General features: G+C 40.0%; 18 protein-coding genes. 11 read left to right on the top strand and 7 right to left on the bottom strand.

From position 1 onward, the window contains the following. The first annotated feature begins 388 nt into the window (after positions 1-388). Complete coding sequence (locus DUT68_RS17745; RefSeq protein WP_113639576.1) at positions 389-3,535, top strand: type I restriction endonuclease subunit R; 3,147 nt, start codon at positions 389-391, stop codon at positions 3,533-3,535. 458 nt (positions 3,536-3,993) lie between these two features. On the opposite strand, the gene DUT68_RS17740 is transcribed toward DUT68_RS17745, so the two are convergent. After that, on the bottom strand, positions 3,994-4,626 hold the full coding sequence (locus DUT68_RS17740) for a hypothetical protein (protein ID WP_157960916.1): 633 nt from the start codon (positions 4,624-4,626) through the stop codon (positions 3,994-3,996). A gap of 229 nt (positions 4,627-4,855) precedes the next feature. Here DUT68_RS17740 and DUT68_RS17735 point away from each other — a divergent pair, with 229 nt between their 5' ends. Both DUT68_RS17735 and DUT68_RS17730 read left to right on the top strand, forming a co-directional pair. Then, positions 4,856-5,818, top strand: a complete 963-nt coding sequence (locus tag DUT68_RS17735) for an HNH endonuclease (protein ID WP_113639574.1) — start codon at positions 4,856-4,858, stop codon at positions 5,816-5,818. Between the two features lie 4 nt (positions 5,819-5,822). After that, on the top strand, positions 5,823-6,185 hold the full coding sequence (locus DUT68_RS17730) for a c-type cytochrome (protein ID WP_113639573.1): 363 nt from the start codon (positions 5,823-5,825) through the stop codon (positions 6,183-6,185). A 302-nt stretch (positions 6,186-6,487) separates the two neighbouring features. Here DUT68_RS17730 and DUT68_RS17725 read toward each other — a convergent pair whose 3' ends face one another. Next, positions 6,488-8,101, bottom strand: coding sequence for a cadherin-like beta sandwich domain-containing protein (locus DUT68_RS17725; RefSeq protein WP_214608410.1), 1,614 nt, complete (start codon positions 8,099-8,101; stop codon positions 6,488-6,490). Between the two features lie 150 nt (positions 8,102-8,251). Here DUT68_RS17725 and DUT68_RS17720 point away from each other — a divergent pair, with 150 nt between their 5' ends. Then, the gene (locus DUT68_RS17720) at positions 8,252-11,185 is read left to right on the top strand and encodes a sensor histidine kinase (RefSeq protein ID WP_198659637.1); all 2,934 of its coding nucleotides are present in this window, start codon (positions 8,252-8,254) and stop codon (positions 11,183-11,185) included. Positions 11,186-11,204: 19 nt separating this feature from the next. Then, positions 11,205-11,975 carry a LytR/AlgR family response regulator transcription factor gene (locus DUT68_RS17715; RefSeq protein WP_113639570.1) on the top strand — a complete coding sequence of 257 codons (771 nt, stop codon included), beginning with the start codon at positions 11,205-11,207 and terminating at the stop codon, positions 11,973-11,975. Between the two features lie 293 nt (positions 11,976-12,268). On the opposite strand, the gene DUT68_RS17710 is transcribed toward DUT68_RS17715, so the two are convergent. Next, positions 12,269-13,390 carry a GAF domain-containing sensor histidine kinase gene (locus tag DUT68_RS17710; RefSeq protein WP_198659636.1) on the bottom strand — a complete coding sequence of 374 codons (1,122 nt, stop codon included), beginning with the start codon at positions 13,388-13,390 and terminating at the stop codon, positions 12,269-12,271. A 372-nt stretch (positions 13,391-13,762) separates the two neighbouring features. On the opposite strand from DUT68_RS17710, the gene DUT68_RS17705 reads away from it, so the two are divergent. Next, positions 13,763-14,134 carry a response regulator transcription factor gene (locus DUT68_RS17705; RefSeq protein WP_113639568.1) on the top strand — a complete coding sequence of 124 codons (372 nt, stop codon included), beginning with the start codon at positions 13,763-13,765 and terminating at the stop codon, positions 14,132-14,134. A gap of 153 nt (positions 14,135-14,287) precedes the next feature. Here DUT68_RS17705 and DUT68_RS17700 read toward each other — a convergent pair whose 3' ends face one another. Further along, positions 14,288-15,361, bottom strand: coding sequence for a sensor histidine kinase (locus tag DUT68_RS17700; RefSeq protein ID WP_113639567.1), 1,074 nt, complete (start codon positions 15,359-15,361; stop codon positions 14,288-14,290). A gap of 201 nt (positions 15,362-15,562) precedes the next feature. Between DUT68_RS17700 and DUT68_RS17695 the strand changes: the two genes are divergently transcribed. Further along, the gene (locus DUT68_RS17695; protein WP_113639566.1) at positions 15,563-15,754 is read left to right on the top strand and encodes a cold-shock protein; all 192 of its coding nucleotides are present in this window, start codon (positions 15,563-15,565) and stop codon (positions 15,752-15,754) included. A 132-nt stretch (positions 15,755-15,886) separates the two neighbouring features. Here DUT68_RS17695 and DUT68_RS17690 read toward each other — a convergent pair whose 3' ends face one another. Further along, positions 15,887-17,167, bottom strand: a complete 1,281-nt coding sequence (locus DUT68_RS17690) for a DUF389 domain-containing protein (protein ID WP_113639565.1) — start codon at positions 17,165-17,167, stop codon at positions 15,887-15,889. Positions 17,168-17,674: 507 nt separating this feature from the next. Here DUT68_RS17690 and DUT68_RS17685 point away from each other — a divergent pair. Continuing rightward, positions 17,675-18,082 carry a response regulator gene (locus DUT68_RS17685; protein ID WP_113639564.1) on the top strand — a complete coding sequence of 136 codons (408 nt, stop codon included), beginning with the start codon at positions 17,675-17,677 and terminating at the stop codon, positions 18,080-18,082. A gap of 187 nt (positions 18,083-18,269) precedes the next feature. On the opposite strand, the gene DUT68_RS17680 is transcribed toward DUT68_RS17685, so the two are convergent. After that, positions 18,270-20,069, bottom strand: a complete 1,800-nt coding sequence (locus DUT68_RS17680; RefSeq protein ID WP_113639563.1) for a S41 family peptidase — start codon at positions 20,067-20,069, stop codon at positions 18,270-18,272. Between the two features lie 202 nt (positions 20,070-20,271). Between DUT68_RS17680 and DUT68_RS17675 the strand changes: the two genes are divergently transcribed. Next, on the top strand, positions 20,272-21,315 hold the full coding sequence (locus DUT68_RS17675; protein ID WP_113639562.1) for a sensor histidine kinase: 1,044 nt from the start codon (positions 20,272-20,274) through the stop codon (positions 21,313-21,315). Then, the gene (locus DUT68_RS17670) at positions 21,308-22,027 is read left to right on the top strand and encodes a LytR/AlgR family response regulator transcription factor (protein ID WP_113639561.1); all 720 of its coding nucleotides are present in this window, start codon (positions 21,308-21,310) and stop codon (positions 22,025-22,027) included. Before DUT68_RS17675 ends, DUT68_RS17670 begins: the two co-directional genes overlap by 8 nt. 54 nt (positions 22,028-22,081) lie before the next feature. On the opposite strand, the gene DUT68_RS17665 is transcribed toward DUT68_RS17670, so the two are convergent. Further along, entirely contained in the window at positions 22,082-22,738 is a 657-nt protein-coding gene (locus DUT68_RS17665; RefSeq protein ID WP_113639560.1) for a hypothetical protein, read from the bottom strand. Positions 22,739-23,003: 265 nt separating this feature from the next. Between DUT68_RS17665 and DUT68_RS17660 the strand changes: the two genes are divergently transcribed. Continuing rightward, the gene (locus DUT68_RS17660; RefSeq protein ID WP_113639559.1) at positions 23,004-24,593 is read left to right on the top strand and encodes a T9SS type A sorting domain-containing protein; all 1,590 of its coding nucleotides are present in this window, start codon (positions 23,004-23,006) and stop codon (positions 24,591-24,593) included. The last annotated feature ends 73 nt before the right edge of the window (positions 24,594-24,666 follow it).

The raw sequence follows: 24,666 nt of genomic DNA, 5'->3' as shown, positions 1-24,666 counted from the left end.
TACTGAACAGTTTGGAACGTACAGGGATGGATAGTATTTCCGAAATACACAGTTTATGACTGTTTGTGCAAGTTTTCTATTGATGATGATAGATTTCTTTTAATAAAAGAAAAGCTTATCAGACTTAATGAGTTTGCTGTTAAATGGGAAGGAGGGACTTTTCCTCATTATGAAATGGGAATAAATGTAAGTCCAGATACAAAAAGCAGACTCAAAAAAAGTAGCAGTACCAGAATCTATACTTGTCCCGATGGAACAAACAAAGAATTTAGCTGGCACATAAAATTAAGTGCAGGAACTGCGTATCGAGTATACTATTATCCAGATAATACTCTGAATAAAGTCATAATTGGAGTAATTGGTACTAAACCAGAATTAGGTTTTTAAAATGAGAAACAGCATCACCGAAAACGAAATAGAAGAAATTGCATTGGGTTATTTAAAAAGTTTAGGATATGAATACCTGAACGGAGTAAATATTTCACCCGATGGCGAGCACCCGGAAAGACAGTACAGTGAAGTGGTGTTGACTACCCGTTTGCGTGATGCCATAGACAAACTCAATCCATCCATTACTCAAGATGCCAAAGAAGATGCCTTAAAAAAAGTGTTACGTACCGATAGTCCAAATTTACTCATTAACAACGAAACATTTCACCATTACCTTACTGATGGTGTAGATGTAGAAATCAGAACGGAAAGTGGCATCAGAGGTGAAAAAGTATATGTCGTTGATTTTGAAAACCCTGAAAACAATGAGTTTTTGGTTGTCAATCAATTTACCATTATAGAAGGCAATCAGAACAAACGCCCTGATTTAATTTTGCTTATCAATGGCTTGCCATTGGTAGTTATAGAACTCAAAAATGCAGTAGATGAAAATACGACTATCAAATCAGCATATAATCAACTGCAAACGTATAAACAAGCTATTCCCTCATTGTTCACCTACAATGAATTACTAATCATCAGTGATGGCTGGGATGCCCGTTGTGGAACACTTACCAGTGATTTCGGGAGATTTATGAGTTGGAAGACCAAAGACGGAAAGACAGAGGCTACCCATTTGGAAATGCAAATGCAGGTAATGTTTGACGGAATGCTAAATAAACAAACGCTTTTGGATTTAGTGAGACAATTCATTGTGTTTGAAAAAAGCGATACAAAAACACTTAAAAAGGTAGCCGTTTATCATCAGTATTATGCCGTGAATAAAGCGGTTGAAAGTACTGTAACTGCAAGCTCTGGGGAAGGCGACAGACGAGGTGGCGTAATTTGGCATACCCAGGGAAGTGGGAAGAGTTTAAGTATGGTTTTTTATTCAGGTAAATTGATTATTGATCCACGAATGGAAAACCCGACTTTGGTTATTTTGACAGACAGAAATGATCTTGATGAACAATTGCACGAAACCTTTACCAACTGTCAGCAACTCTTAAGACAAGAACCACAAAAAGCGGAAAGTCGGAGAGATTTAAAGAATTTACTACAGGTAGCTTCGGGAGGTATAGTATTTACGACTATTCAGAAGTTTATGCCTATGCAGGAAGATGTTATTCAACCTGAAAATTCAAATGTTGTAAATGAACCTTCTGCTGAATACATTGGTGCGGATATAAAAGCACTAAGTGAACGAAAAAACATTGTTGTAGTTGCCGACGAAGCCCACAGGAGCCAATACGACTTTATTGATGGTTTTGCGAAACACTTAAGAGATGCCTTGCCTAACGCGACTTTTATTGGTTTTACCGGAACACCCATAGAAAGTACTGATAGAAACACGCAAGCAGTATTTGGGAACTATGTGGACATTTACGATATAAAGCAAGCGGTAGATGACAAAGCAACTGTACCGATTTTTTATGAAAGCCGTTTAGCGAAAGTACATTTTGCTGAAGACGAAAAGGTGCATTTAGACGAGCAGTTTGAAGAACTCACCGAAGGCGAAGAATTGAGTAACCGTCAGCAAATGCGGGCAAAATGGACACGTTTAGAGGCTATTGTAGGCAATCCAAATCGTCTCAAAAAAATTGCAGAGGATTTGGTATATCACTTTGAGCAACGAAATGCAGTATTAGACGGAAAAGCAATGATCGTGTGTATGAGCCGAAGGATTTGTGTAGAATTATATGATGCTATTATCAAGTTCCGTCCTTTTTGGCATTCAGACGATGACGATAAGGGTGTAATCAAAGTGATAATGACAGGAAGTAGTAGTGATACCTTGAATATTCAACCTCACATTCGCAATAAGCCAAGAAGAAAAGCTATTGGTGACCGTTTGAAAAATCCAAATGACCCCTTGAAATTGGTTATTGTGCGAGATATGTGGCTTACGGGATTTGACGCGCCTTGTTTACACACTTTGTATGTAGATAAACCGATGCGGGGACATAATCTGATGCAGGCGATAGCCAGAGTAAATCGGGTGTTTAATGAAGGAAAAGAGGGTGGTTTGGTTGTAGATTATTTAGGGATTGCACAAGAATTAAAAACCGCATTAGCCGAATACACGGCAAGTGGTGGGGAAGGAAAACCAACACTTGATCAGGAGTTGGCAGTAGCAAAAATGTTGGAATTACACGAAGCTATTGATTATCAGTTACGGCATTTTGACTGGCGTAAATTCTTTACACTCTCACCGGAAGAAAAGCTTAAGTTCATTCCTGTAATCGTAGATTATATTTTTAGTCAGGAAAACGGAGAACAAAGTTTTACAGAGAACACCAAAAACTTATTGAAAGTGTTTGCCATTTCTGTACCTCATGAAAAAGCGATGACTATCCGTGACGATGTAGCATTATTTCAGGCAATTAAAGCAAGATTGATCAAAATATCCGACAGGAACGAAGGAGGTAAAACAGATGAAGAAATGGAAACGGCTATTAAGCAAATTATTTCCGAAGCCATTACTGCCGATAATGTGATTGATATTTTTGATGCGGCAGGTTTAAAAAAGCCCAATATCGAAATTTTAGATGAACGCTTTTTACAAGAGCTAAAAGACTTACCTCAAAAAAACTTAGCAGTTGAATTGTTGAAAAAACTACTCAAAGACGAAATTAAAAAGAAATCGAAAATCAATTTAGTAGAAAGCAAGAAGTTTTCCGAAATGTTGGAAGATGCCATCAAACGTTATCATAATGGAATGATTGATACTGTTGAATTTCTGGAGAAAGTCTTAATTCCCTTTGCTGAAGAGATGAAAAAAGCAAACAGGCGGGGTGATAAATTGGGATTAGATTATAGAGAATATGCTTTTTATACAGCATTAGAAGTGAACAACAGTGCAGTTGCTGTACTCGGAGATGATATTTTAAAACAGATAGCACAGGAATTATTAAAAACAGTCCGTAACAGTACCACTATCGACTGGACAATAAAAGAATCCGTTCAGGCAGAACTCCGAAGAAATATCCGAAGAGTATTGAGAAAATCCGGTTATCCACCTGACTTACAAGAAAAAGCTGTCGACACTGTAATTACACAGGCTAAATTGTTAGCTGATGATTTATCGAAAAATGATATTCGATAATGATTTGCATATAAAAGATTTTTATGTATTAGTAATACTTATTCTTTGCCTGTGTTCGATAGTAATTTTAAGATCGATATATAGGATATTGAAAGTCCAGTATCCGAAATTACTCACAATATTCATTAATTTTCTAGCAAATTTCCAACAGCCAATACTAAACTACTTTATTTGAATATTGCCAAATTAAAAGTTCTAAAGTAGTCCGATAGAGGTTACAATAATAAATCAAAACTCTTTAAAGAATCTGCTCACTCAATTAAGCATTTTCTCTCTAAATCGTCAATTATAGGTTCTATGAGCGATAGAAAGCGATTTAAATGTTCAAAGTATTCCTCATAAGGGGTACAACCCGAAAGCCTTTAGCCTAATGCTAGAGGCTTTTTTGTTTGGAGTAGTTTTTTGTTTCTATACACCTCTGTACAATTGTTAATATTGATGTTTGCTAGCCGAAAATCTCATTGTTCTCCAGCAATTACGGGTAGGTCAGGTTGTAGGGCGATGCCTGCACGGTGTAGGCGTACCTGCTCCTTATCGGTGTCGGTGCTTATTTCAAGCCATCCCGAGTAATATTTGCCATTCGTAAATAAATGAAAAGGCAAGTAACGCAAACTGTTGCTCACAAAGTTTCCAGACCAATATGTGGGACCATTCCCATAGAATTTTTCTACAAGAATAACTTCGCCTACTGGAAACCACTCATAACCGTTGTAAGTAGTAGTTTCTACTTTTTGCCCCTTCAGCAACACTGGCGTACTTTCGTTTGCGGTATTTACTGCCACACGTGTGGTGGTGGTACTCAAAAGCTGGAACACCAACTTCGACTTGGTGTTCAGATCATAAGAAACATGAAATGCAGTAAAAAGGAAGTCGGCACGTTTATCTCCATTAAGGTCTAATTGAAAATCCCTTCCATAGGCCAAATATTTATCTGATAAATCAATAATCTTTACTGCAGAAGTAGGTTCGTCGAGGGTTGGCTTGTCGGGGTTTTGCTTTTTGCAAGCAAGTAACGCCATACTTATACCTAGCAGCAAGTAAATAGGGCAGTTTGATTTCAAGCGTAGTGATAAATGGGAAACGGTATTCATTAATGGTTTTTCGCTATAAGACGCCCGCCGACCTATGAAAGTTACAATGCAGTTTGCCAATTTCCATTGCTAAGGCTTTAAACCAATCGTAGTCAATGAGCTTAACCATTGATTTAGCGGTTTTCCAAGACTAGCTTAGGGTTGAAAATTCAACTGAGTTTAATGATAGTATTTTGAATACCAATCGATTTAAATTTTTTATTTTCGCTTCAGCAAAACTTACAATTAGATGCTCGATTCCGCTCTCCAAAAATACACCAAAGCTTTTTCACGCCTTAAACGTGGCGGCACCAAATATGGTGCTGCGCCGCATAAGCCTATTTTGCTGTTAACCGTTATTGAATTAATTAAAAAAGACATTGTAAGTGATAACCGGGTATTTGTAGACGCACAACTGGTAGGGACTTTTAAAGAAAACTGGCTGTTGTTGGTGAACACCGCACATCAAGAAGATTTTACCCAACCGTTCTACTATCTCCAAAGCGAAAGGGTAGAAGGTCAAGGCTATTGGTTTTTACAGCCTGTGCTGGGTTGCCAGATTAATGCGCACATTAAATCTGTTAGTGTGTTGGCTAAGGTTTGCGAATATGGTTACTTGTCCGCCGATTTGTGGCTCTTGTTAAATGATGCCATAAGCCGTGATTTTTTAAGGGAAGTATTATTAGATACGTATTTTGCTTCGACCAAAAATAACTTGATGAACGCCAAACAGCAGGGTCGGGGTTACCTTAATGATCAAGCTTCGGATTTGCTGGAAGAACCTCAAGCGAAACTCAAACGCATAAGTAAATACACGGAAGAGGATGTTTTTGTGCGTAATGGCCTATTTAAACGCCTTGTGCCTAAACTCTATCAGCAACAATGTAGTTTTACAGGCATGAGCTTAAGCAGTTTGTACAGACATAGTTTTATTGACGCTTGCCACATTGTACCTTTTAGCCATAGCCAAAATGATAGTGTTACCAATGGTATTGCACTTTGCCCTAATATGCACCGTGCTTTTGACCGGGGTTTGCTCAGTATAGATGAAAACTACCGCATTCTAGTTTCGGCTCATTTAACAGAAGATCAAAACCATCCTTATGCGCTGAGTGCGTTAAAAGGTAAACAAATCATATTGCCTCAACAACAAAACCATTACCCAACGCAGGAGGCTTTGGAATGGCATCGGGTTGAGGTGTTTAAAAGCTAAATTCATGAATTTCTCAATTAAATATAAAAAGCTTGGTTTACCTTCATTAGTATGTGCTGTTTTTCTACTTCTGTTAAGTTGCAACTCAAGAGAAACAAAGCAGTTGTACAAAGTAGATTTAGATAGAGAAGCACCTCGCAGTGTATACCAACAAAAGTGCTCGCCTTGTCATGCCATTGGTCACCAATTAATTGGACCTGCATTGGCAGAGGTTGCCGATCATCCAGATACTTTAGTGAAAAAATTTAAGTCTCAAGAAAAGTGTCACCTTGGTGTGGGGAAAGCTTCCGAAAAAGAATTAAACATCATCATTGAATATTTAAAAATCAATAATGTATTTCCAGATTCTATACTAAATAGTTTTTAGTAAATTCTAGCATTAGTTGTGTTTAGAATGTAAGTCTCAGACATCCTCTTTCCAGAATTTGAAAGTGCCGTTATCCAGTTGGGCATGAAACTCTTTCGCCATTTTTCGACCTCAAAATACTGGAAAAATTATTTGCTATTAATATGCAGATGTTGCTATAATAGTCGTGATGGTTCTTGCTAGGCATTGCTAAAAGCTAATTGTTTTGTTGAGCACGTGCTCACTACTTGCCGTCGTCATAACTATTTAATCAGTTCTAAATAAAAAAGCGGCGAGCCTAGTTAGTCGCCGCTTGACGATATTTAATTTTTGATGAACTTCAAAGAGTTATTGAGCCCATTGCCTTTTAAGCTGATCACATAGGTTCCTTTTGGCAAACCACTTACGGTAATATCGTGTTGCCCGCTTCCGGGATTTAGCTCCTTGGTGTAAAAGATCCGTCCGTTCAGATCCACCAGCTCAATCTTAGTATAAACTCCCGAGGCATAGCTTACGGTCGTCGTTTCAGTAGCGGGGTTCGGGAAAATCCGAATCTCTGCATCCTGTAGTGATTTGATCACTAACTCGCCAAGAATGGTCGCTGTACCGTTAAGGTCTTCTTGCACCAACTGGTAATAGCTGTTGCCAACTGGCGGATTTTTATCAGTAAAGTAGTACGTGTCTGATAAATTTGGCGCCAATCTGTCAAGCAGTTTATAATCATTCCCTGCAACTTTTCTGTAGATGATATATCCTTTGTTGTCCCGCTCGGCGGTTGTTCGCCATTGCAGGTAGTTGCCATCGGCCTGCGCCTTGCCCGTAAAAGATAAGAGCGTTACAGGGAGCGTACTTTCACGGGTAACTGTTACCGTGTAGGTCTTGATAGTGGTGCCATCTTGGGCAGTAACCTCTATCGTAATTACATTGCTGCCAAGGGCAAGGGCAATATTGCCTGATGCGTTACCACTTGTTACGGTAGTGCCATTTACTTTAATAGTTGCGTTGCCCTGCGCCGCTGTTGGTGTGATGGTGATGCTAGTTGTTCCGCTCATCACCGTAGCCGTGTAGCTAGTTTGCGATGCACTGAATGCAGGAGACAAAGTGCCTTGGCTCAAAGTAAAGCCGCTGAGGTTGGCATTGTTGGATGTACCGGTAGCAAAAGAAGCGGTATTGTAGGTAACTATAGTTCCTAAGCCTGTCAAATTGGTCCAATTTGTTGGGTCGGCAATCAACGACTTTAGTTGCGATACGGTAAAGCCCGTTCTAGCTCCAGTGTACTGCCCAGCAGTGGCGTTTCCCGCCAGGTAAATTCTATTGGGCGCAACTAGGTCACTCGGTAGATAGGAAGTTGACGTGGCAGTGGTTCCGCTGGTAATCCAGGAGGTATTTACAGAGTTGCCCTGATAGCCCAATCCGAAAAGAATGGTATTGTTGAAAGTCTGGTTTCCGGTAGTAGCGGTTGTGGTAGTTGGCATATTCAATCCCTGATAGGCAAAAATCTGGTCGCCTGCGTTATTGCTCAGTCCCAAAGCTGTAACCCCAGGATCAAGTCCAGTGGAGTTGATCACATTAGCAGTACCGTAATTGGTTGTTTCATTTTCTATGGTGATCACTTTACCGGCGTCAATATTTTCTGTAGCAGTCCATATCAGTACTGTTTCCTGCCAGCGGATATTGGATGCACTGGTAGAGCTTGAAGACGAGTTAAAGCCATTGTCGGTGAAGCGGATCTCAGTACCGGTGTTGATGGCCTTCCACACCACGAAAGATACGCCCCTGTTGTCGCTGGAGTTAAAGCCGATGATGGAAATATCGCCCTGCGCAAGTACTGTAGCCTGTGCCATCGTCTGCTCACTAGCAAGAGAAATTAAGCCTGTTGCCAATAACAGCAACGAAAAGCACTTCTTAAAAAAATTGATGAGTAGCATTTTAATCATGTTAGAGAATTTAAGTGTGAAATATTGATGCGTTGTTCTTTGCATGCAAAAGAAAAGGGTTTGCGCAGTAGCTACCTTACCGCTTATCCAGTTTTTGGTGCATTTGGTTTTTTTTCGGTAACATGATGTCTACAATTGCTATTTTGCATCGTGTTAAAGCGTACACTATTCCTGTTACAACTATTACTACAACTCCCTATTGCGCTACTTGCTCAGGAATTAATTTTCCAAAGTGTAGGTGGCGGATTGATCCTGCCATCTTCGGAATGCTACAGCATCACACAGGACCCAAAGGGTTATTTATGGATTGCTACAGAACAAGGCCTGGTGAGGTACGATGGGGGGACTGCCAAGCTTTTCTCGGCTACAGAAGGACTGCCTGAGAAAGCAGTATACGCGGTAGGCGTCGATTTGTTGGGACGGATGTGGTTCGCTACCTCTAGGAATAGGCTGCTGCGTTACGTTGGTGGCAAATTGGTTGAAACTCCTTCGGATATTCCAGTGAAGCTGGGCGATAAGAAATTCTATAATAACATCTATGACTTGAAGACTATTGGAGGCAAGATGCACATACAGACCCCGCGACAGAGCTATCTGCTGGACAACAAGTTGCGGGCAATTACAAAATTTCCTGTTAAGTCAAAGGCAGATGACTTGGTTTTTGAACTCTCGGATAGCGCCATCGTATCCAATAATACCAATTACTTTGCTGATAGAAAAACGAACTTCCAAAGTCCGCAACGTATCAATGTGCTGGTTAATGCAGGTAAAAGATACGCAAGATTCGTTATGAACTTTGATCGGGTTGCCGACTTGAACTGGAGGGTACTGGCCCAACAGTCTGGCAGGTACAGTTTTTTTATTTTTAACGATAGATTGGTAAGGATCGATGCGCAGCTGAAGCACGAGATTTATCGGCTGGCGGCTCCGGCCATTAGTTTCTATCGCGATAGGGATGGCGGCCTATGGATAGGGACAGTAAAAAAGGGGGTAGTTTATATTCCAAGCCCAAAACATCCTACCCTGCAAATCACCTCTCTCAACGGTTACTCCGTATCAGGTATTTGTGAGGATAGGGAAGGCAATGTTTGGTGTACCACCCTTGAAAACGGTGTGTACGTGTCGGCAAGTAAGCACCTAAGGCGTTATGGCATTCCCGGTATTTCCTTTGTGCCGCCGGCGCAGATGTGGCGAGCGGGAGATCGGTTGTTTGTTGCCCCCGAAAATTTTGGACTGCTGGCCGTTGATCAGTTTTCCAATTTCAAAACCATAAAAGCCATTGGCAATTCAAGGGTACGTAGTGTAGCTTATTATGGGGGTAGCTTCAAGGTGAGCCTCAATGATAGGCTTGCTATACTTGATCAGCGCTTATCGCCAAAGAACAACGCCCGCTTTCTTTTCAGCGATACTTACTTTCGCGATGTTTCCATCTACGACAATACCACCGAGCGAAACGGCAAGGTGTATTCAATTACCCATGATAAGATATTGCAGCACACAGAAAAAGGGATAGTAACCATTACCATGTTAAAGTCGCCCGGAAGGTGTATCGAATATCTTAACGACAGTACGCTGGTATTTGGCTGTGCGAATGGACTGTACTCGTTACATCTGCCTACTGGGCGGGAGAATAGGTTTCCAGATATTGAGCATACCGTAACGGCTATCATGCCGAATAGGGGAACGGAACTTTGGGTAGCCACTAAGGGCAACGGGCTTTATCGAATCAGCGCTGATGGAAAAATAGAGAGGATGGATGTGCAGTTAGGCCTAGGTACGGATGTTTTTTACGACCTGCACACAGACCGATCTGGTACCATATGGTGCGCTACCAACAGTGGGCTTCGGAAGCTTTCGCTAAGCAGAGGCCATTGGTCGGCAGAACGCATAGGAGTGGATGAAGGACTGCCCGGAGGGGATGTTTATAGGATAGCTATCCACGCTGAACAGTGTTATTTGCTTACTCCCGATGGACTGCTCTCCTTCCCGTCGTCAATTTCGTTGCGGCCTAGGGTAAGGCCAGTGCTTGTGGGTGTGAGGGTTACATCCAAAGCCAAACAGGTTAAGGGTACGGCAGTGTTGAAACTCCCTGCTTCTGGACACAGCCTCATGTTCACCTTCAGCGTGGCCAGCTATCGTAATCGTGCCATTAAGATTTCGTATAGATTAAGGGCGGATAACAGCTTTGTCAGCGTATCGGGAAACCAACTTTTGTTTCAGGATCTTAAGCCGGGGGATTACCAGTTGGAAGCTTTTGCTGTAGCCGCTAACGGTATGCGTAGCAAAGAAACGGTGAGGTTTAGCTTTGCCGTTGCCAGCCCATTCTACCTTACTTGGTGGTTCATCTGTTTAGGTCTACTAACACTCCTTTTATTGCTCTTCACCGTCAGAAAGTGGCAGATTTCCCGCATAGAGAAACGCGAACGGGAGAAAGACCGTATCAACGTACTGATTGCTCAGAGTAAGTTAGCCGCACTACAGGCAAGGATGAACCCACACTTTATTTTCAACGCCATCAATAGCATACAAAACTACATCATTACCAACCGTACTACCGATGCCAGCCAGTACCTTACAAAGTTCAGCAGGCTAATACGGCTAGTACTTAAGCAATCTGGCGAAAAGACCATTAGCCTACAAGAGGAAATAGATACGCTAAAGCTGTACTGTGAGCTGGAGAAGCTACGCTTTAAGGAAGCTTTTGACTATGACATCACCGTCGATCCGGCATTGGATGCCTACCACATACACGTACCAACGATGTTTATTCAGCCCTATGTGGAAAACGCCATTTGGCATGGGCTTACCAGCCTACGTGGGCAGCGCAGGGGTAAGTTACAAATCGTGGTAGTTAGTTTTGAAAATGAATTGCTCATTAGTATCACTGATAACGGTATTGGAAGAAAAATGGCAGCAGAAATGCAGCCGCAGAAAAACTACGTTTCAGCTGGGATGATGCTTACCGAACAGCGGTTAAAAACAATGCAGGAAATTTTTCCAAAGGGCAGCTTTAAGGTAAAGGTGCTTGATCTGGAAATGGGCACACGTGTAGAAATCACACTCTCGCTAACGGAAGATAGCTAATATTAAAAGGGAAATCTGTATGGACAAACAAAATATTATACGGGCATTGATTGTAGATGATGAACAGGACGGACGCGAAGTATTACGCCACTTCATTGCTGCCCACACCGAAGGCGTACAAGTGATGGCAGAGGCTGCAAACCTGCCAGAAGCTAAGGAGCTAATTGTAACTATTAATCCCGACCTTGTTTTCTTGGACATTCATATGGGTGCGGGACATATTTTTTCGATGCTCGATGAATTCGATGAAATCAATTTTGAGATCGTTTTTGTGACCAGCTATGAGCAATATTCTTTAACGGCAATCAAATTCAATGCATTGGACTACCTGCTGAAACCTATTGATATTTTTGAATTGAAGGCTGCGGTTGAAAAGGCAAAAAAAAGAGTGCTGGGCAAGCGAACTTACGAGGCAATGGTACGCAATATGCTCGATAGCCTTGACATGGAAACGCAGCCCAGAAAGGTAGCCGTGCATGTGGGAGATAGCGTGGTACTTGTGGCGCTCTCAACGGTCATTTACATAGAGGCCGATGGCAATTATTGTACAATGGTTACTATTACCGGAGAAAAATATATCGTTACCCGAATGATTGGCGAGTTTGAAGAATACCTAGGACCAAAAAGCGATTTCGTTCGCATCAACAGGAGCGTGTTAGCCAGTGTTTCGCATATCGTAAAATATAGCAAAGGATTTCCCTGTATGCTCACCATGGCCGATGGTAAGATATTTGAAGTGGCTAGGCGCAAAAAGGCAGATGTAATCGAAAAACTCGGCGAACAGAAGTAAAAATCCTAGCTAAACTGAAAGGTGATACCACAGTTGCTGTTTTAGAAATAAAAGGATCGATTGGTTTTTATCGATAGCATGCCCTTAAATAGATATTGCTTAACTACCGGACAGCCTAGGCAACATGGGCAAGTGAAAATATGGAATGGCACCAAAAAAAAAAGGAGGTACCCCAAATGTTGTACCCCCATCATCTAAATTAACGCTCTCACTAGCAAAGCTATCAAATTAATTGATAAATCAAATAGGCTGCGTTAGTAGCAGTTCATTTATGATTTTTATTTGATAAACTTCTAGATTGGTCTTTGCGGCAACTTAACCCTAAAGTTCGTTCCCTCGCCGGGTTTGGAGTCTATTTCCAGTTTCCCATCAAGCTTTTCTACTAGATGCTTTACCAGTGGCAGGCCGAAACCATAGCCTTTCTCCTCGCTAGTGCCCATGGTACTTTCTGCATTTCCGGATAGGATTTCTCTGATGCGAGTTTCTTCAATGCCTATACCAGAATCGCATACTGAAATAGCTAATAAGTTTTTATCTGGCTCTACTACGATATCCAATATTACATCAATTCTGCCTTTTTGCGGAGTGAACTTGATGGCATTAGAGATGAGGTTACCAATTACTTGGAGTACTTTGTGCTTAGAAAATACGACGTTTTTTGTCAGCTCGTTAATCTTTACGTCCAAAATAATCCCTTTATGGGTAGCTTGAGGAAGATAAAGTTTCAATAGTTTATCTTTAAGGGAACTCAAGTTGAGCTCATTCTCTGTAAGTGGTCTTTCTCGGTCGCTTTGGCTTAGTATTTCGTCTGCAAGGTCCAATAAGGATTTGCTTCCGCTATGGATCATTCTTATAAAGTCTAATACCTCCGAAAGATTCGCAGAATTGCCTTGTTGGGTAATCATCTCCGAAAGACCAATGATACCGGCAATGGGTCCGCGGATATCATGTGCTACTTTTTTGTTGGCTTGGTCTGCATTTTCTAAGCGGTGCTGCATTGATTCAAGCGCATGGTAGCACTTTATTCTGTTTACGATCTCATCGGCTATGATCTTCAACAGTTCCACTTTTTCAGGGCTTAGGGTTTTTAGTGATGTATCCAGCACACAAAGCGCACCAATGTTGATTCCCTTATCGCTTAGCGGAATACCGAAATAATAGCGGAGAGAAAGCGGATCATCTACATAAAAATTCTTATTGAAGCGTTCGTCCACTGATAGGTCAGGAACTTCGAATGCTTGGTCGCCCATGATGGTGTATTGGCAAACAGACTCCTCTCTTGTCATCTGTTGGAGGTCCAGGCCATGCGACCCGACGGTCCACTGGGTGTAGGCATCGATCAGGTTAATCAAAGAGATGTTAGTGCCAGCAACCTTGGCTGCTAAGCGATTAAGATCCTTCAGGCTCTCGTTCAAATCGGTGTAGTCTATATCTAAATCGGATAGGCGTTGGAGGCGCTCAGCCTCGTTCTGAGGTATAGGAAATTTTTGTTGTTCCATGTTTGACGGGAAATGTTTTAATCTAAGTTGTTCGTATCATGTTAGCTACTGCTTAAGATAGGATAATTTTCTTTTTACTACATTTTCAATAGGTCATTTTATGTCTATTATATTTACGCTAAAATCATAGTTTAGGTTTTATGATGATGATTTGCTAGTATGGAGCCCTATAAACATTAAAATTGTTCCGAAGTAGGGAGTTTTCTCTTAAGGTATTAATACCTGAAAGATATCTAAAATACTTATCTGGCAAACATACCAGTATATCTATTGTTACAAATAGATACCATGAAAAAAACGATAACTATATTGGAGGATGACCTGGACATCCGGGATATTTGTACGCTGATCTTTGAAAGCGAAGGTTTTGTAGTACATGGATACGGAACAGTTGCCAATTTTTCCATTGATATTCTCCCAACGGATATTTTTCTGCTTGATGTGCGGCTTCCCGATGGCAACGGAATAGATGTATGCCGAATGTTGAAAGCCGATGAACGATTCAGTAAAGTTCCGATCATCATCATGTCCGCTCACATCAACCCATTGTTACACGAGCAAAATTATGGTGAAGACCTTTTCATAACTAAACCTTTTAATTTAGATTATATGCTTGAACAGGTTGAGTTGCTTATTGATAATCATAGGGACAACCTATAATTTAGCTATTTTATCCACAAAAAAAATCCAATGGTTAAAAAGGAGCTGTCTTGTAGCGTTTAGTAAAAATAGCAATCTCATTGGCAAATAAAAGACGGAGCTAGCTTTGGTTGATTGTTATTTAAACCAGGCATTATTAGCCTCAAAACTAATTCATGCCTTTAATCTGATTGTAAATTCTGATCCTTTTCCAGCCTCGCTTGTTACGGTTATATCTCCACCGTTAGTCTGCAACGATTCTTTAACCAGATAAAGCCCAACGCCGTTTCCTTCCACGTTGTGGTTAATGCGCTCAAACTTTCTGAAGATGCGATCCTGATCATCTTTCGCTATTCCCATCCCGTTATCGGAAATACCGATTAAGATGAAATTATTTTCTCTTCGAGAGGTTATGGCAATCTCTGGACGTCTATCGGGCGACCTGTACTTGATGGCGTTGCCCACCAGGTTATAGATAATGCTCCGTAGACTACGTCTGGACATGCTAACTTCGGAAACTTCTAGCCTGCTAAATATTGAAGATTTAGTTTCTGAGATTTGCTGGGCTAGTGTTAGTTTAACGTCTTCAAAAATGTTCTCTAGATCTATCGTTTCCACTGGCGACCTGTTTTCAATATCAGCCCATCTGGACTGGACAAGTTCATTTGCAATAGACTTGATCTTTTGCTGGCTGTTATCAAGGTATCCTAAAAGTTCGGTGAACTTTTCCATGTTTTTGCTGGTAAGTTTTTTCAGCATCTGTATGGTAAGCCCCAATGCCGTAAGCGGCGTCCTAATATCGTGTACGATGGTATCAATCAGCAGTTCATTCTCGGCAACCAGTTTTTCCAGTTCTCTAAGGTCGCGTATCCTTGCGGTGATGTCTACAAAGGTAATGATCACACCGTTGGTACGGTTTTCTCGTTTAATACGATATGGAAGGATGTTCATTTGATACCATCGTTTATCTACCGTTTGTATTTCTCTTTCCAGGATGTTCCCATCGTAAATTACGCCTCTAATATCATCAATGATGCTATGAAACCTGAAATTTTCCCTTACTTCTTCTATAGATTTTCCAATATGTTCTTCCCTAAGGCTGAACTGCCTCATTGCAGGTGGAGTAAATTTACGGAGAATGAGATCCCCGTCGACAAAAAGCTGCGGAATGATTGTGTTGCTGAAATAGTTCTCCAGTTCTTCATTACGGATGGTCAGTTCGGTGATCTGTTCACTTTTACTCTGCATGGCGTTTTGTTATTAAGTAATACATAAACAGCCGACAATCGGAAAAGGTTTATCGGAGTAATAATAGGTCGCTCAATGAGAAAAGAAATAATTAATCTCCCTTTAAACACTAATAGGGGCACTATATTATTTTATATTTTAAAAATAGCTGAAAATCAATAAATTATGATTAAGTTTGTGGCTTAATAATAAAAAAATATAATGCAACAAGGAACAGTAAAATTTTTCAATGAGACAAAAGGTTTTGGCTTCATTACACCTTCTAATGGCGATGCCGAAATTTTTGTACATAGCTCGGGCTTGATCGACGAAATTCGCGAGAATGATTCGGTTAGCTATGAGGTAGAACAGGGCAGGAAAGGCCTGAATGCAGTTAACGTTACGATAGCTTAAGACACTCCTTCTAATAATTGGAACATCCGCCTTTTGCGGATGTTTTTTTTTGTCCTGAAATTTGCTTGGTGCCATTTTTAAGCGCAGGTATATCACTTCGGCTAAGTAATTTGATATTTAGACAAGGATGCGTTATTTTCTGATCAGGATTAACTCCTTGGTCTGCAATCTCTCCGAAAGCCAAGCCTTAAGTTTGGTTGTATCGGTTTTTGGTTGACTGCTGTAAAGGAAGAGAAAATTAATTCTTGCGCTATCGGTCATGGGGTATCTTTCTACCTTTCCAAGGGTAATGTCCTGCAAATCAGGAAAAAGAATGCCCATTTCCCTGATCAAACTGCGGTCGTTAACCTTGTATCTGTCCAATTCCTGTCGGAGGCTGTTAATGGTGAGGTCTTTTTCCGAAATTGACGCATTGCGTTTATTGACTTCGCTCAGAATCTCAGATTTCAAATCGGTATCGTCTTGCCTGATATGGAGTTTTGCTTCCACACCTTTCTCTCCAAGCAGCTTGTTGTAGGTTTTTATTTCCTGGTCGCTGAGTTTTCTGTTCAGAAAAGCAATTTCAATCTCCTTTGGTCTGGAATGGTAGTTAATTTTCTTATAGATAACCGTGTATCCGCGGCTGGTAAACTCATTGTCAATAAACTCTTCTACAGTTTTGTTGAACTTTTTTTGGTTCCAAAGCGTGTAGGCCAAATAGCAGCTGGGAATAATCATGACCATGATCAACGCCGTGATTCCGTAACGGATGCGCTTTCTGTACTTTTCGTCAACTATGGACGAGGGATACTTTAGGTATTTAACAAGTAAAAAGGTAGCAATGCAAATGAAAAAGCAATTGATGGTATATAGATAAAAAGCACCGAAAAAAAAGCTGAAGTTAAAGGTGGCCAGTCCGTAGCCCGCCGTACAAAGAGGTGGCATAAGTGCCGTTGCAATGGCTACGCCTGGAATTGGATTGCCTTTTTCCACCCTTGTAGAGGCGATTACACCTACCAGTCCTCCAAAGAAGGCAATGAGTACATCGTAAATGTTTGGAGCAGTCCTCGCCAGTAGTTCGGATTGTACATCCTTGAAAGGGCTGATGTAGAAATACACGCATGACACCAACAGGCTCACCACTGTAGCAATCAATAGATTTTTCATGGATTTCTTTAACAGAGCAAAATTGTAGGTACCCAACGCAAAGCCCGCACCAACGATTGGCCCCATCAGCGGGGAAATCAACATGGCACCGATGATCACAGCCGTGGAGTTGACATTTAAACCTACCGAAGCGATTAGGATAGCACAGGCTAGTATCCAAAGGTTGGAGCCCCTGAACGAGGTATTGAGTGTAACGTTATCTAGCACCACCTGTTTGTCCTGCTCTCCGTCGTGAAGATTGATGAAATTGTAAATCGGGTTATTCATATCGCTGGTTTAAGTTGCTTATTTTGGTGTTTTTTTTAAAAGTTTTATTGGGCAGTTTTAAATCGGCTAATAAGTTTGAACTTACTCTTCGAAGAATTTCTTTCTTTCATAAAATGGCATTAAATTGATCTATAATGTTTCTTCCACGCACATTATAGCGCAGTTGACTAATATAGCAGATTATTTTATTTTCCTAAGCCAGATGTTCTTTTTTCTCGGTCAAATCCTATTACAAGAAATTTACAATTTATTGCAATCGGTTGAGCTTATTTAGCTTTGGTAGCTTGCCTGATAGCAACATTTATTTCAGCGCCCGCTTCACTAAAGTCTTGCTTCATGATTTTTGCAAGCAAGAAATCGCTCTTAAGCATTTGCCCGTTTCTTTTTTGTTGTTTGGTTGAGATAAAGTAAAAAATGGTATTAAGTAATACTTTATTGGTATAAAATATCGCGATTTAAATCAAATAGGAATATATTTGAAATCTTTTTTTACAACCGAATATTGATATGCAGAATAAAAAAATACTAGTTGTAGATGACGATCCAATAAGCCGGATGCTTTTGTCAAAGGTGCTAGACGCACACTCTTATACTTACACCATGGTCAGTAGTGCAATCGAGGCATTTGAAGCATTGTCAGATAAATCTTTTTCAGTGATTTTAATGGATATTGAAATGCCAGATACCGATGGCTTGGAAGCTGCAAGGTTCATTAGACAGTTAAATGCCGATTATTTTCAAAATATTCCAATCATTGCATTAACGGCACATAAAATGGAAGATATTCAAGGGCTTGCAGTTAAATCTGGAATGGATAAGGTAATAAGTAAACCCATCGATATAGACGAATTATTGTCGGCTTTAGCTTCAACTGTAAATTTTAGTCATCATGTTGATGAAAAAGTGATAAGTTAAGAGCGATAAAAATGAAGGTTAAGCGATGTTGCTATGGAATTTGCTGTTGACAATCTTAGCTAGCACTTTCTTTTTAAATCCGTAACTGTAGCTAAAAATGTGGTTGAACAACTTATTTTAAATGCATTTGTATGCACTTTTTTTGGTTGTTCAACTCAACAAGTATGCTATAAAAGCTGGCTCGAAATTACTTTCCTTCTTTAATGAATTTTAACGCTCGTTGTAGGTGGGCATCTTCAGTTCCACTCAAATCCTTCGCAGATGCTTTAAAGTAGATATCAGGAATAATACCGATACGCTGTGTTTCCCTGCCATCAGGGTAAAATATGCCATTGCCTGTAAAACTAAACTGGTAGGCTCCAGGTAGGGTTAGTCTTTTCACATCACCGTCTGCGCCTGCTGTTTGGCTACCGATAATAGTGGTATTTGCGTTAAATTGGCGTAACATCATGGTAAACCATTCGCCCATGCTCTGCGTGTTTTCATCCGTCAAAATTACAATCTTTCCAGTATATAATTCGCCAATGGTTTTTACGCCGTCTTTTTCAACACGCATATAGTTTTCAATTCCCTCCAGGTGGATAAAAGCACCTGGGTTCTTCAAATCCACCGCATAATAACGTGCAAACGCAAAGGGAGCTTTGCCGAGTAGCAAGGGCAGGTAATAACCAAATAAGCCTGGTGATTGCGGATATTTTCTCATGTCAAAAATGATGGCTTTTTTACTTTTAAGCTTAGCTGAGAGTTGCTCAAGGTCATTGTAATTTGGTAAATTCCTGTCGAAAAAATTGCCCGCCCTGAACAACGTAATGTCATCGCTAATGTTTTCCATACCCTTAATTTTTTTTTCTTTTTCCCTTTTCTGCATAAGATCGTCCACAATCAGCTTAACACTTTCTTTATCAAAACGATCCAACATTTTCAATGCTACGTTTAAATGCGCTTTGTTTCTCAGCACCTGTAGCTGTAAAGTTTGGCCTTTTAAATTACTAAAGGCAAAGGTATCTCCCCGGTTATTATTAGATGTGCTCAATTCCCTATATTTAACTGCATCGTTTGAAGCAGGAAGTAATGCCGCCCTTTCTTTAATCCATTGGCCAATTTTGATGCCGTCTATAGCCGTAATTATATCTCCAGGTTTCAATGCACTATTTTTTGCTAGGGAATCGTTAAGGAATTTCTCAATGATGATACCTTTTGCCTCCACTTTGTAGTCAAATGGAGGGTAATATCTAACGTTAAAGATGGTACTTGTCATTTTTAGGTGGTCCATAAGTTCACCTCCGTGGGTATCATTTATAGCTGCCGCTAACATCAGCAGGCCTTTTTCATAGCTGGTTCTATCTTTGATGTTTCTGAAAATAGGAACCATTTCTACCAAGGTTTGGCTCCAATTCTTATCTGTCATGTATTTGTATGGAAATAAATACTCGATGGCGTTCCATACTTTGGCTAATGTCAGTAGATTCATTTTCTGTTCGTTGAATCCATAGTCGCTATAAGATGCTTCATTCGGTAGGTTATTTTCATACCATATGGTGGGGATATAGTGATGTTTTTCACTATCATTTACCTGATTTGACAGCGCAGTAAGCCGTTGCTTCAGCGTAGCCGAATACCTCGATTTTTTAATCCAACTGTAATCGATATTGTTAAGCAGATATTTTATGTTGTTTTTTTGATAGCTATGCGTTGATGATGCTGTAGATAGATTCACCTGTCCAATCAACTTCAAGTTGATCCGATCAAACCGCTCTTCGTCGGCATCTTTAACGGAATCAATTAGTGATAAAAACTCTTTGTCGGCATCAAATTCACCAACTATACTTTTTTCAGATTTGTACTTCACTAATCCCCATATTTGGATGAAGCGCTTTATGTTCTGGTTTTGAATTTTAGTGATATTTACTTGTGCCTTTGCGCTAGATGCGTTGATTAGTTGGACTGCAATTAGTAGCAATAAGAAGTGATATGGAATCGTTTTCATCTTTTTGTATTCATTAGTGAGTCAAAAGTCCCTCGTTACGTTTACAAATCGAAAAGCGATTGACGAAAGCCATCATTCCAATGACGAGTGAAGAAATTTGCTTAAATCCAGGTCGTGTATGCAGTTTTGGGTTTTGTCAATAAAATTGACGGCGTTGTTTATTCTTTTTATCGCCCTAGCTAAATTAGGCTACCTTTGACATATGAAAAAGCACTTGTTTTTCTATTTACATACCGGATATTGGCTATTGGTTTTGATGCAAGTTTTGCTTGTGGCCATAGGTACTGGGGTTTTGGGAACCACATTTAATTGGCACTTATTTCTAAGTATTGTGGTTCCAGTTAAGGTATTGCAAACCATTTGCTCCGTTCTTTTCTTTTATTTCAATTACCTGTTACTGATACCATATATTTTAAAAAAAGGCGGTATATTCAAGTATGTCCTATCACTTTTGGGCGGCATTGTGCTGTTCAGTCCGCTGTATTATTTAATGGAGCAGGTGGTGTATCCCTCAATAGGTTGGAAAAGCTACGAACTAGACCTCGATTTTTCCTTTGCTTTCATTGTTACGCTGAGTGCCAATTTTCTGAACATATTTTTGGGGCTGTTGCTGAGCTATCTTATGGACTGGCGCAGCATTCGTGCCGAAAAGGAAGTGGTTGAAAAGGAACAGCTCAAAACAGAATTGGCGTTTTTAAAATCGCAGGTAAATCCACATTACCTGTTCAACACCATCAACGATATCTATTCGCTTACTCAGCAGCAGTCGGAACATGCACCCGATGCCTTACTCAAGCTTTCGGAAGTGCTGCGCTATATGTTGAGGGAGAGCGATGACCCGTATGTACCTCTTTCCAACGAAATTGAATACTTGAATAATGTAATTGATCTACAAAAAATTGGGCAAAAAGGATCTTCATATATTGATTTTAGTGTATCTGGTAAAATAGCCGGACAAAAAATCGCTCCGTTAATTCTCATCAATTTCATTGAAAATGCCTTTAAACATGGTGTTTTTAAAAATAGTGACGAACCTATTCAAATTGCGATCAACCTTGATGAACTCGCTTTTCATTTGCATATTCGTAATAAGATTAACATCGCCAAAAAAGATAGAACAGGGGGAATTGGTTTGATGAATGTGCAAAGGCGCTTAGCGTTGATTTACCCAAAACGACATGAGCTTGCTATTAGACAACAAGAGGATACTTATATTGTGGATTTAAAAATTGGACTATATGATTAGATGCATGATTGTGGATGACAAGCCATTAGCGATAGATGTTTTAAAGCACTATGTGTCTAAAGTCCCATCAATGACCTTAACTTTTTGTACTACCAACCCTTTGGAGGCCCTGAACAAAGTGATGGAACGTGAAGTAGACCTTGTTTTTCTGGATGTACAGATGCCTGAACTCAGCGGACTACAGTTTATGAAAATAGTGAAGGGAAAATGTTTGGTGGTATTAACCACAGCCTATGCGGAGTATGCATTGGAAGGTTATGAGAACGATGCTGTTGATTACCTGTTGAAGCCTGTTTCGTTTGAACGATTTTATAAGTCGGTAGAAAAAGTACAGCTAATGTTGGATGGTTTGGCGGGGGCTAACAATGCAGGTGCTTTGCCGGTTATGAGGGAAAAAGAAGCGGTTCACATTTTCGTAAAAACAGAGTATAGGTTGGTGAGGGTTGATGTTGCGGATATCCTCTACATCGAAGGGCTTCAAAATTATGTTGTAATTTATACCATAACTGGGAAAATCACCAGTTTGCAAACAATGAAGAAAATGGAGGAGCAGCTGCCTTCCAGTCAATTTATCCGTATCCATAAGTCTTTTATTGTAGCGATAAATAAGATCAGCAGTGTAGAGCGAAATCGGGTAAGCATTGGCGAAAGGGCGATTGCCGTAGGAGAGGTTTACCGTGAAGCCTTTTATCAGGCAATAGCCAATAGCTAGTTAGTTTATTTCCAATTTTTAACAGTTAAGCCTTTAAATCAGTGATGTTTTATTTTAAGTGTTGGCTAGCCTATATATTGTCCAAATGATGGCAGAGATAATGCTAATTGAGAAAATGATTTTGCCTTGTTTTCTATCCTGATCAGAATAACTGTATACTCGTTCTCCGTTTGGTAGCGTTTTTTTATGAGAATATAAATGTCCGCCGATAAAGATTCCAATTAGTCCACCAAAAAAAGCGAAAACATAGCCAGCCATGATAGATAGTCGTTGACTTTTTTCGGGTTTTGCTAATTCCTCAATTCTTTGATTTTTAAGTAAAGCTAAGTTACTGTCATCAATCGTTTGCCCTCTATCTTTTAATATTTTTTGAGCCAGTAAAAAATCATACTTACTCCATTCATCACTTTTCAGCAGCAGTTCTTTTAATTCTTCATTGCTGAAGTCGAATAGATAATGATCAGGATCCGCGTCAATAATCTGATTGGTCGATAATTCTGTTAAAATATCATCTACTCTTTTAAAATCAATACTTTTTAGCTTTACTAAGTAGGTTTTATCCGTTTCGTTATTAGCAAATGAAACATCAAAATGAGGTGTATCATCTTCAAAAACAAATTCGATACCTTCTTTAGCTAAAACACTGGTAAGATCTTCTGCTAAATTTTTATCGTTAAACTTTTGGTAAGTTAAAAATTCTGTATGGCCCATGTTGTGTTAATGATTAACCAAGATATTAATTTTTTAGCTATGTCATTTTCATCGGTGCATTTTTTAAGGCATTTAAAGCAAATAATAGGTTAAGAAATGCGCAAAAATACATCTTTGGTTGAACTACGAAATTAGCATGCTGTAACATTTGTCCCGCTTATCTGTACCATTTGCCTGCTTAAGGGTTTAAGTTGCCAGCTTAATTTTACAAAGCTGAATCAATACTTTTCGGCGCTAACATTAAACCAATTTAAACGTATTAAGTATGAAAAAACATTTACTCACATTAGGCTTGTTGGCTTTTGGCTTTACAAGTTTTGCTCAGTTTACGCCTGGAAATTTAGTAGTTGTGCAAGCTGGAGATGATGCCACAACCGAAACGAACGGTATGACTATACATGTAAAAGAGTATACGAAAACAGGTGGCTTTGTTCAAAAAATTAGTGTAACCAGCTCAGGAGCAAATTCGGTGGTTTTTGGTACGCCAAGTGCTACTACTGAAGGCACACCTGCCTTGTCCTCTAATCGACAATTTTTAACCTTCATGGGCTACAATGCAAACGCTGGTACGGCAAGTTTATCCGGCTCCAATTCAAGCACAACTAAAAGAACAGCAGTTGTGTTTAAGGCTGATGGCACTTATTCCACCGCAAATTTCAATGTGTTTAGTGGGCAAAGTCCAAGAAGCATAGTTGCCTCAAACACAGGCACAGATTTTTGGATGGTAGGAGGTAGCAGCGGACTTCGTACGGGCAATACTAGTTCTGAAACTACAACATCTGTGGTTGCCAGCCCAACAGCATTTCGTTCAGTAAATACTGTTGGCTCAGATATCTATTTTTCCACTTCCAATAGTTCTACTTCTCCAGCTCCTGCAGTGCGAATAGGTAAGGTAGATGGTACCGCAACTGGCGGCTTTATTCCGTTACCTGGGGTTCCAACCACAACGATCATACCCCATTCTTTCGTTTTGTTTGATACTGATAATAGCGGCACTCCAGACTTGCTTTATGTGGGCTTAGATGACGGCTTGCAAAAATATCATTTGAGTGGTGGAACCTGGGTTGATGATGGCCTTTTCTCTACAGGTACTGGAAGTATCTTGAAAGGTATTACAGGTTTCATTGTTACTGGTCAAACGGATGTGACAATATTTGGTATCGTAGGAGCAAATATTGGAAATAAACTCGTATCAATTGTAGATAACGCTGGGTTTACTTCAGCTATTTCAGCATCTAAAACGGATTTAGTTACGGCGCCAGCTGGTGCAGTATTTAAAGGGGTTACATTTACTCCAGGTACCACGCAAACTGTACTACCCGTAGAGCTTAAGTCTTTTGAAGGTCGCCAGCAGTCGCAGGGCGTAAGGCTTGATTGGGCAACTGCTTCTGAGCATAATAATTCGCATTTTAACGTGTTGAGAGCCAATGATAACAAGCAATTTAAATCAATTGGAAAAGTGGAAGGAAATGGTAACTCTAGCACAATACAGAAGTATGCCTTTGTTGATGCTAATCCGTTTGCTGGCAATAACTACTACCAACTGCAACAGGTTGATTTCGATGGTAGCGCAGAAAAATCAGATGTAATCTTAGTAAAAACAGATCTTAAGGATAGGACTTTAAGTATCCGTCAAAAAGGAGGGCAGTTGGAAGCAACCATTTATGTGGATGAAGCTGCCACGGCACAGTTTTATATCAATAATGTTTCAGGACAAAAAATATTTGAAACTAAACTTCAATTAAGTAATGGATATAACCAGCAATCAATTGATCTATCTAAAATTAACGCAGGTGTTTACATTGCTACTGTAGTTATTAACGGTAACAAACACACGCTTAAATTCGTTCGTTAATTTTTGATACTATTTTTGGTTTGGTGCCCCTTTTTGTGGTATGGATATACCGCAGGGGGCATTTTTTTAATCA

The organism is Pedobacter zeaxanthinifaciens (genome assembly GCF_003313335.1).
Classification (GTDB): Bacteria; Bacteroidota; Bacteroidia; order Sphingobacteriales; family Sphingobacteriaceae; genus Pedobacter; species Pedobacter zeaxanthinifaciens.
The sequence above is the reverse complement of the archived record's forward strand: the minus strand, read 5'-3'. Positions and strand labels throughout refer to the sequence as shown.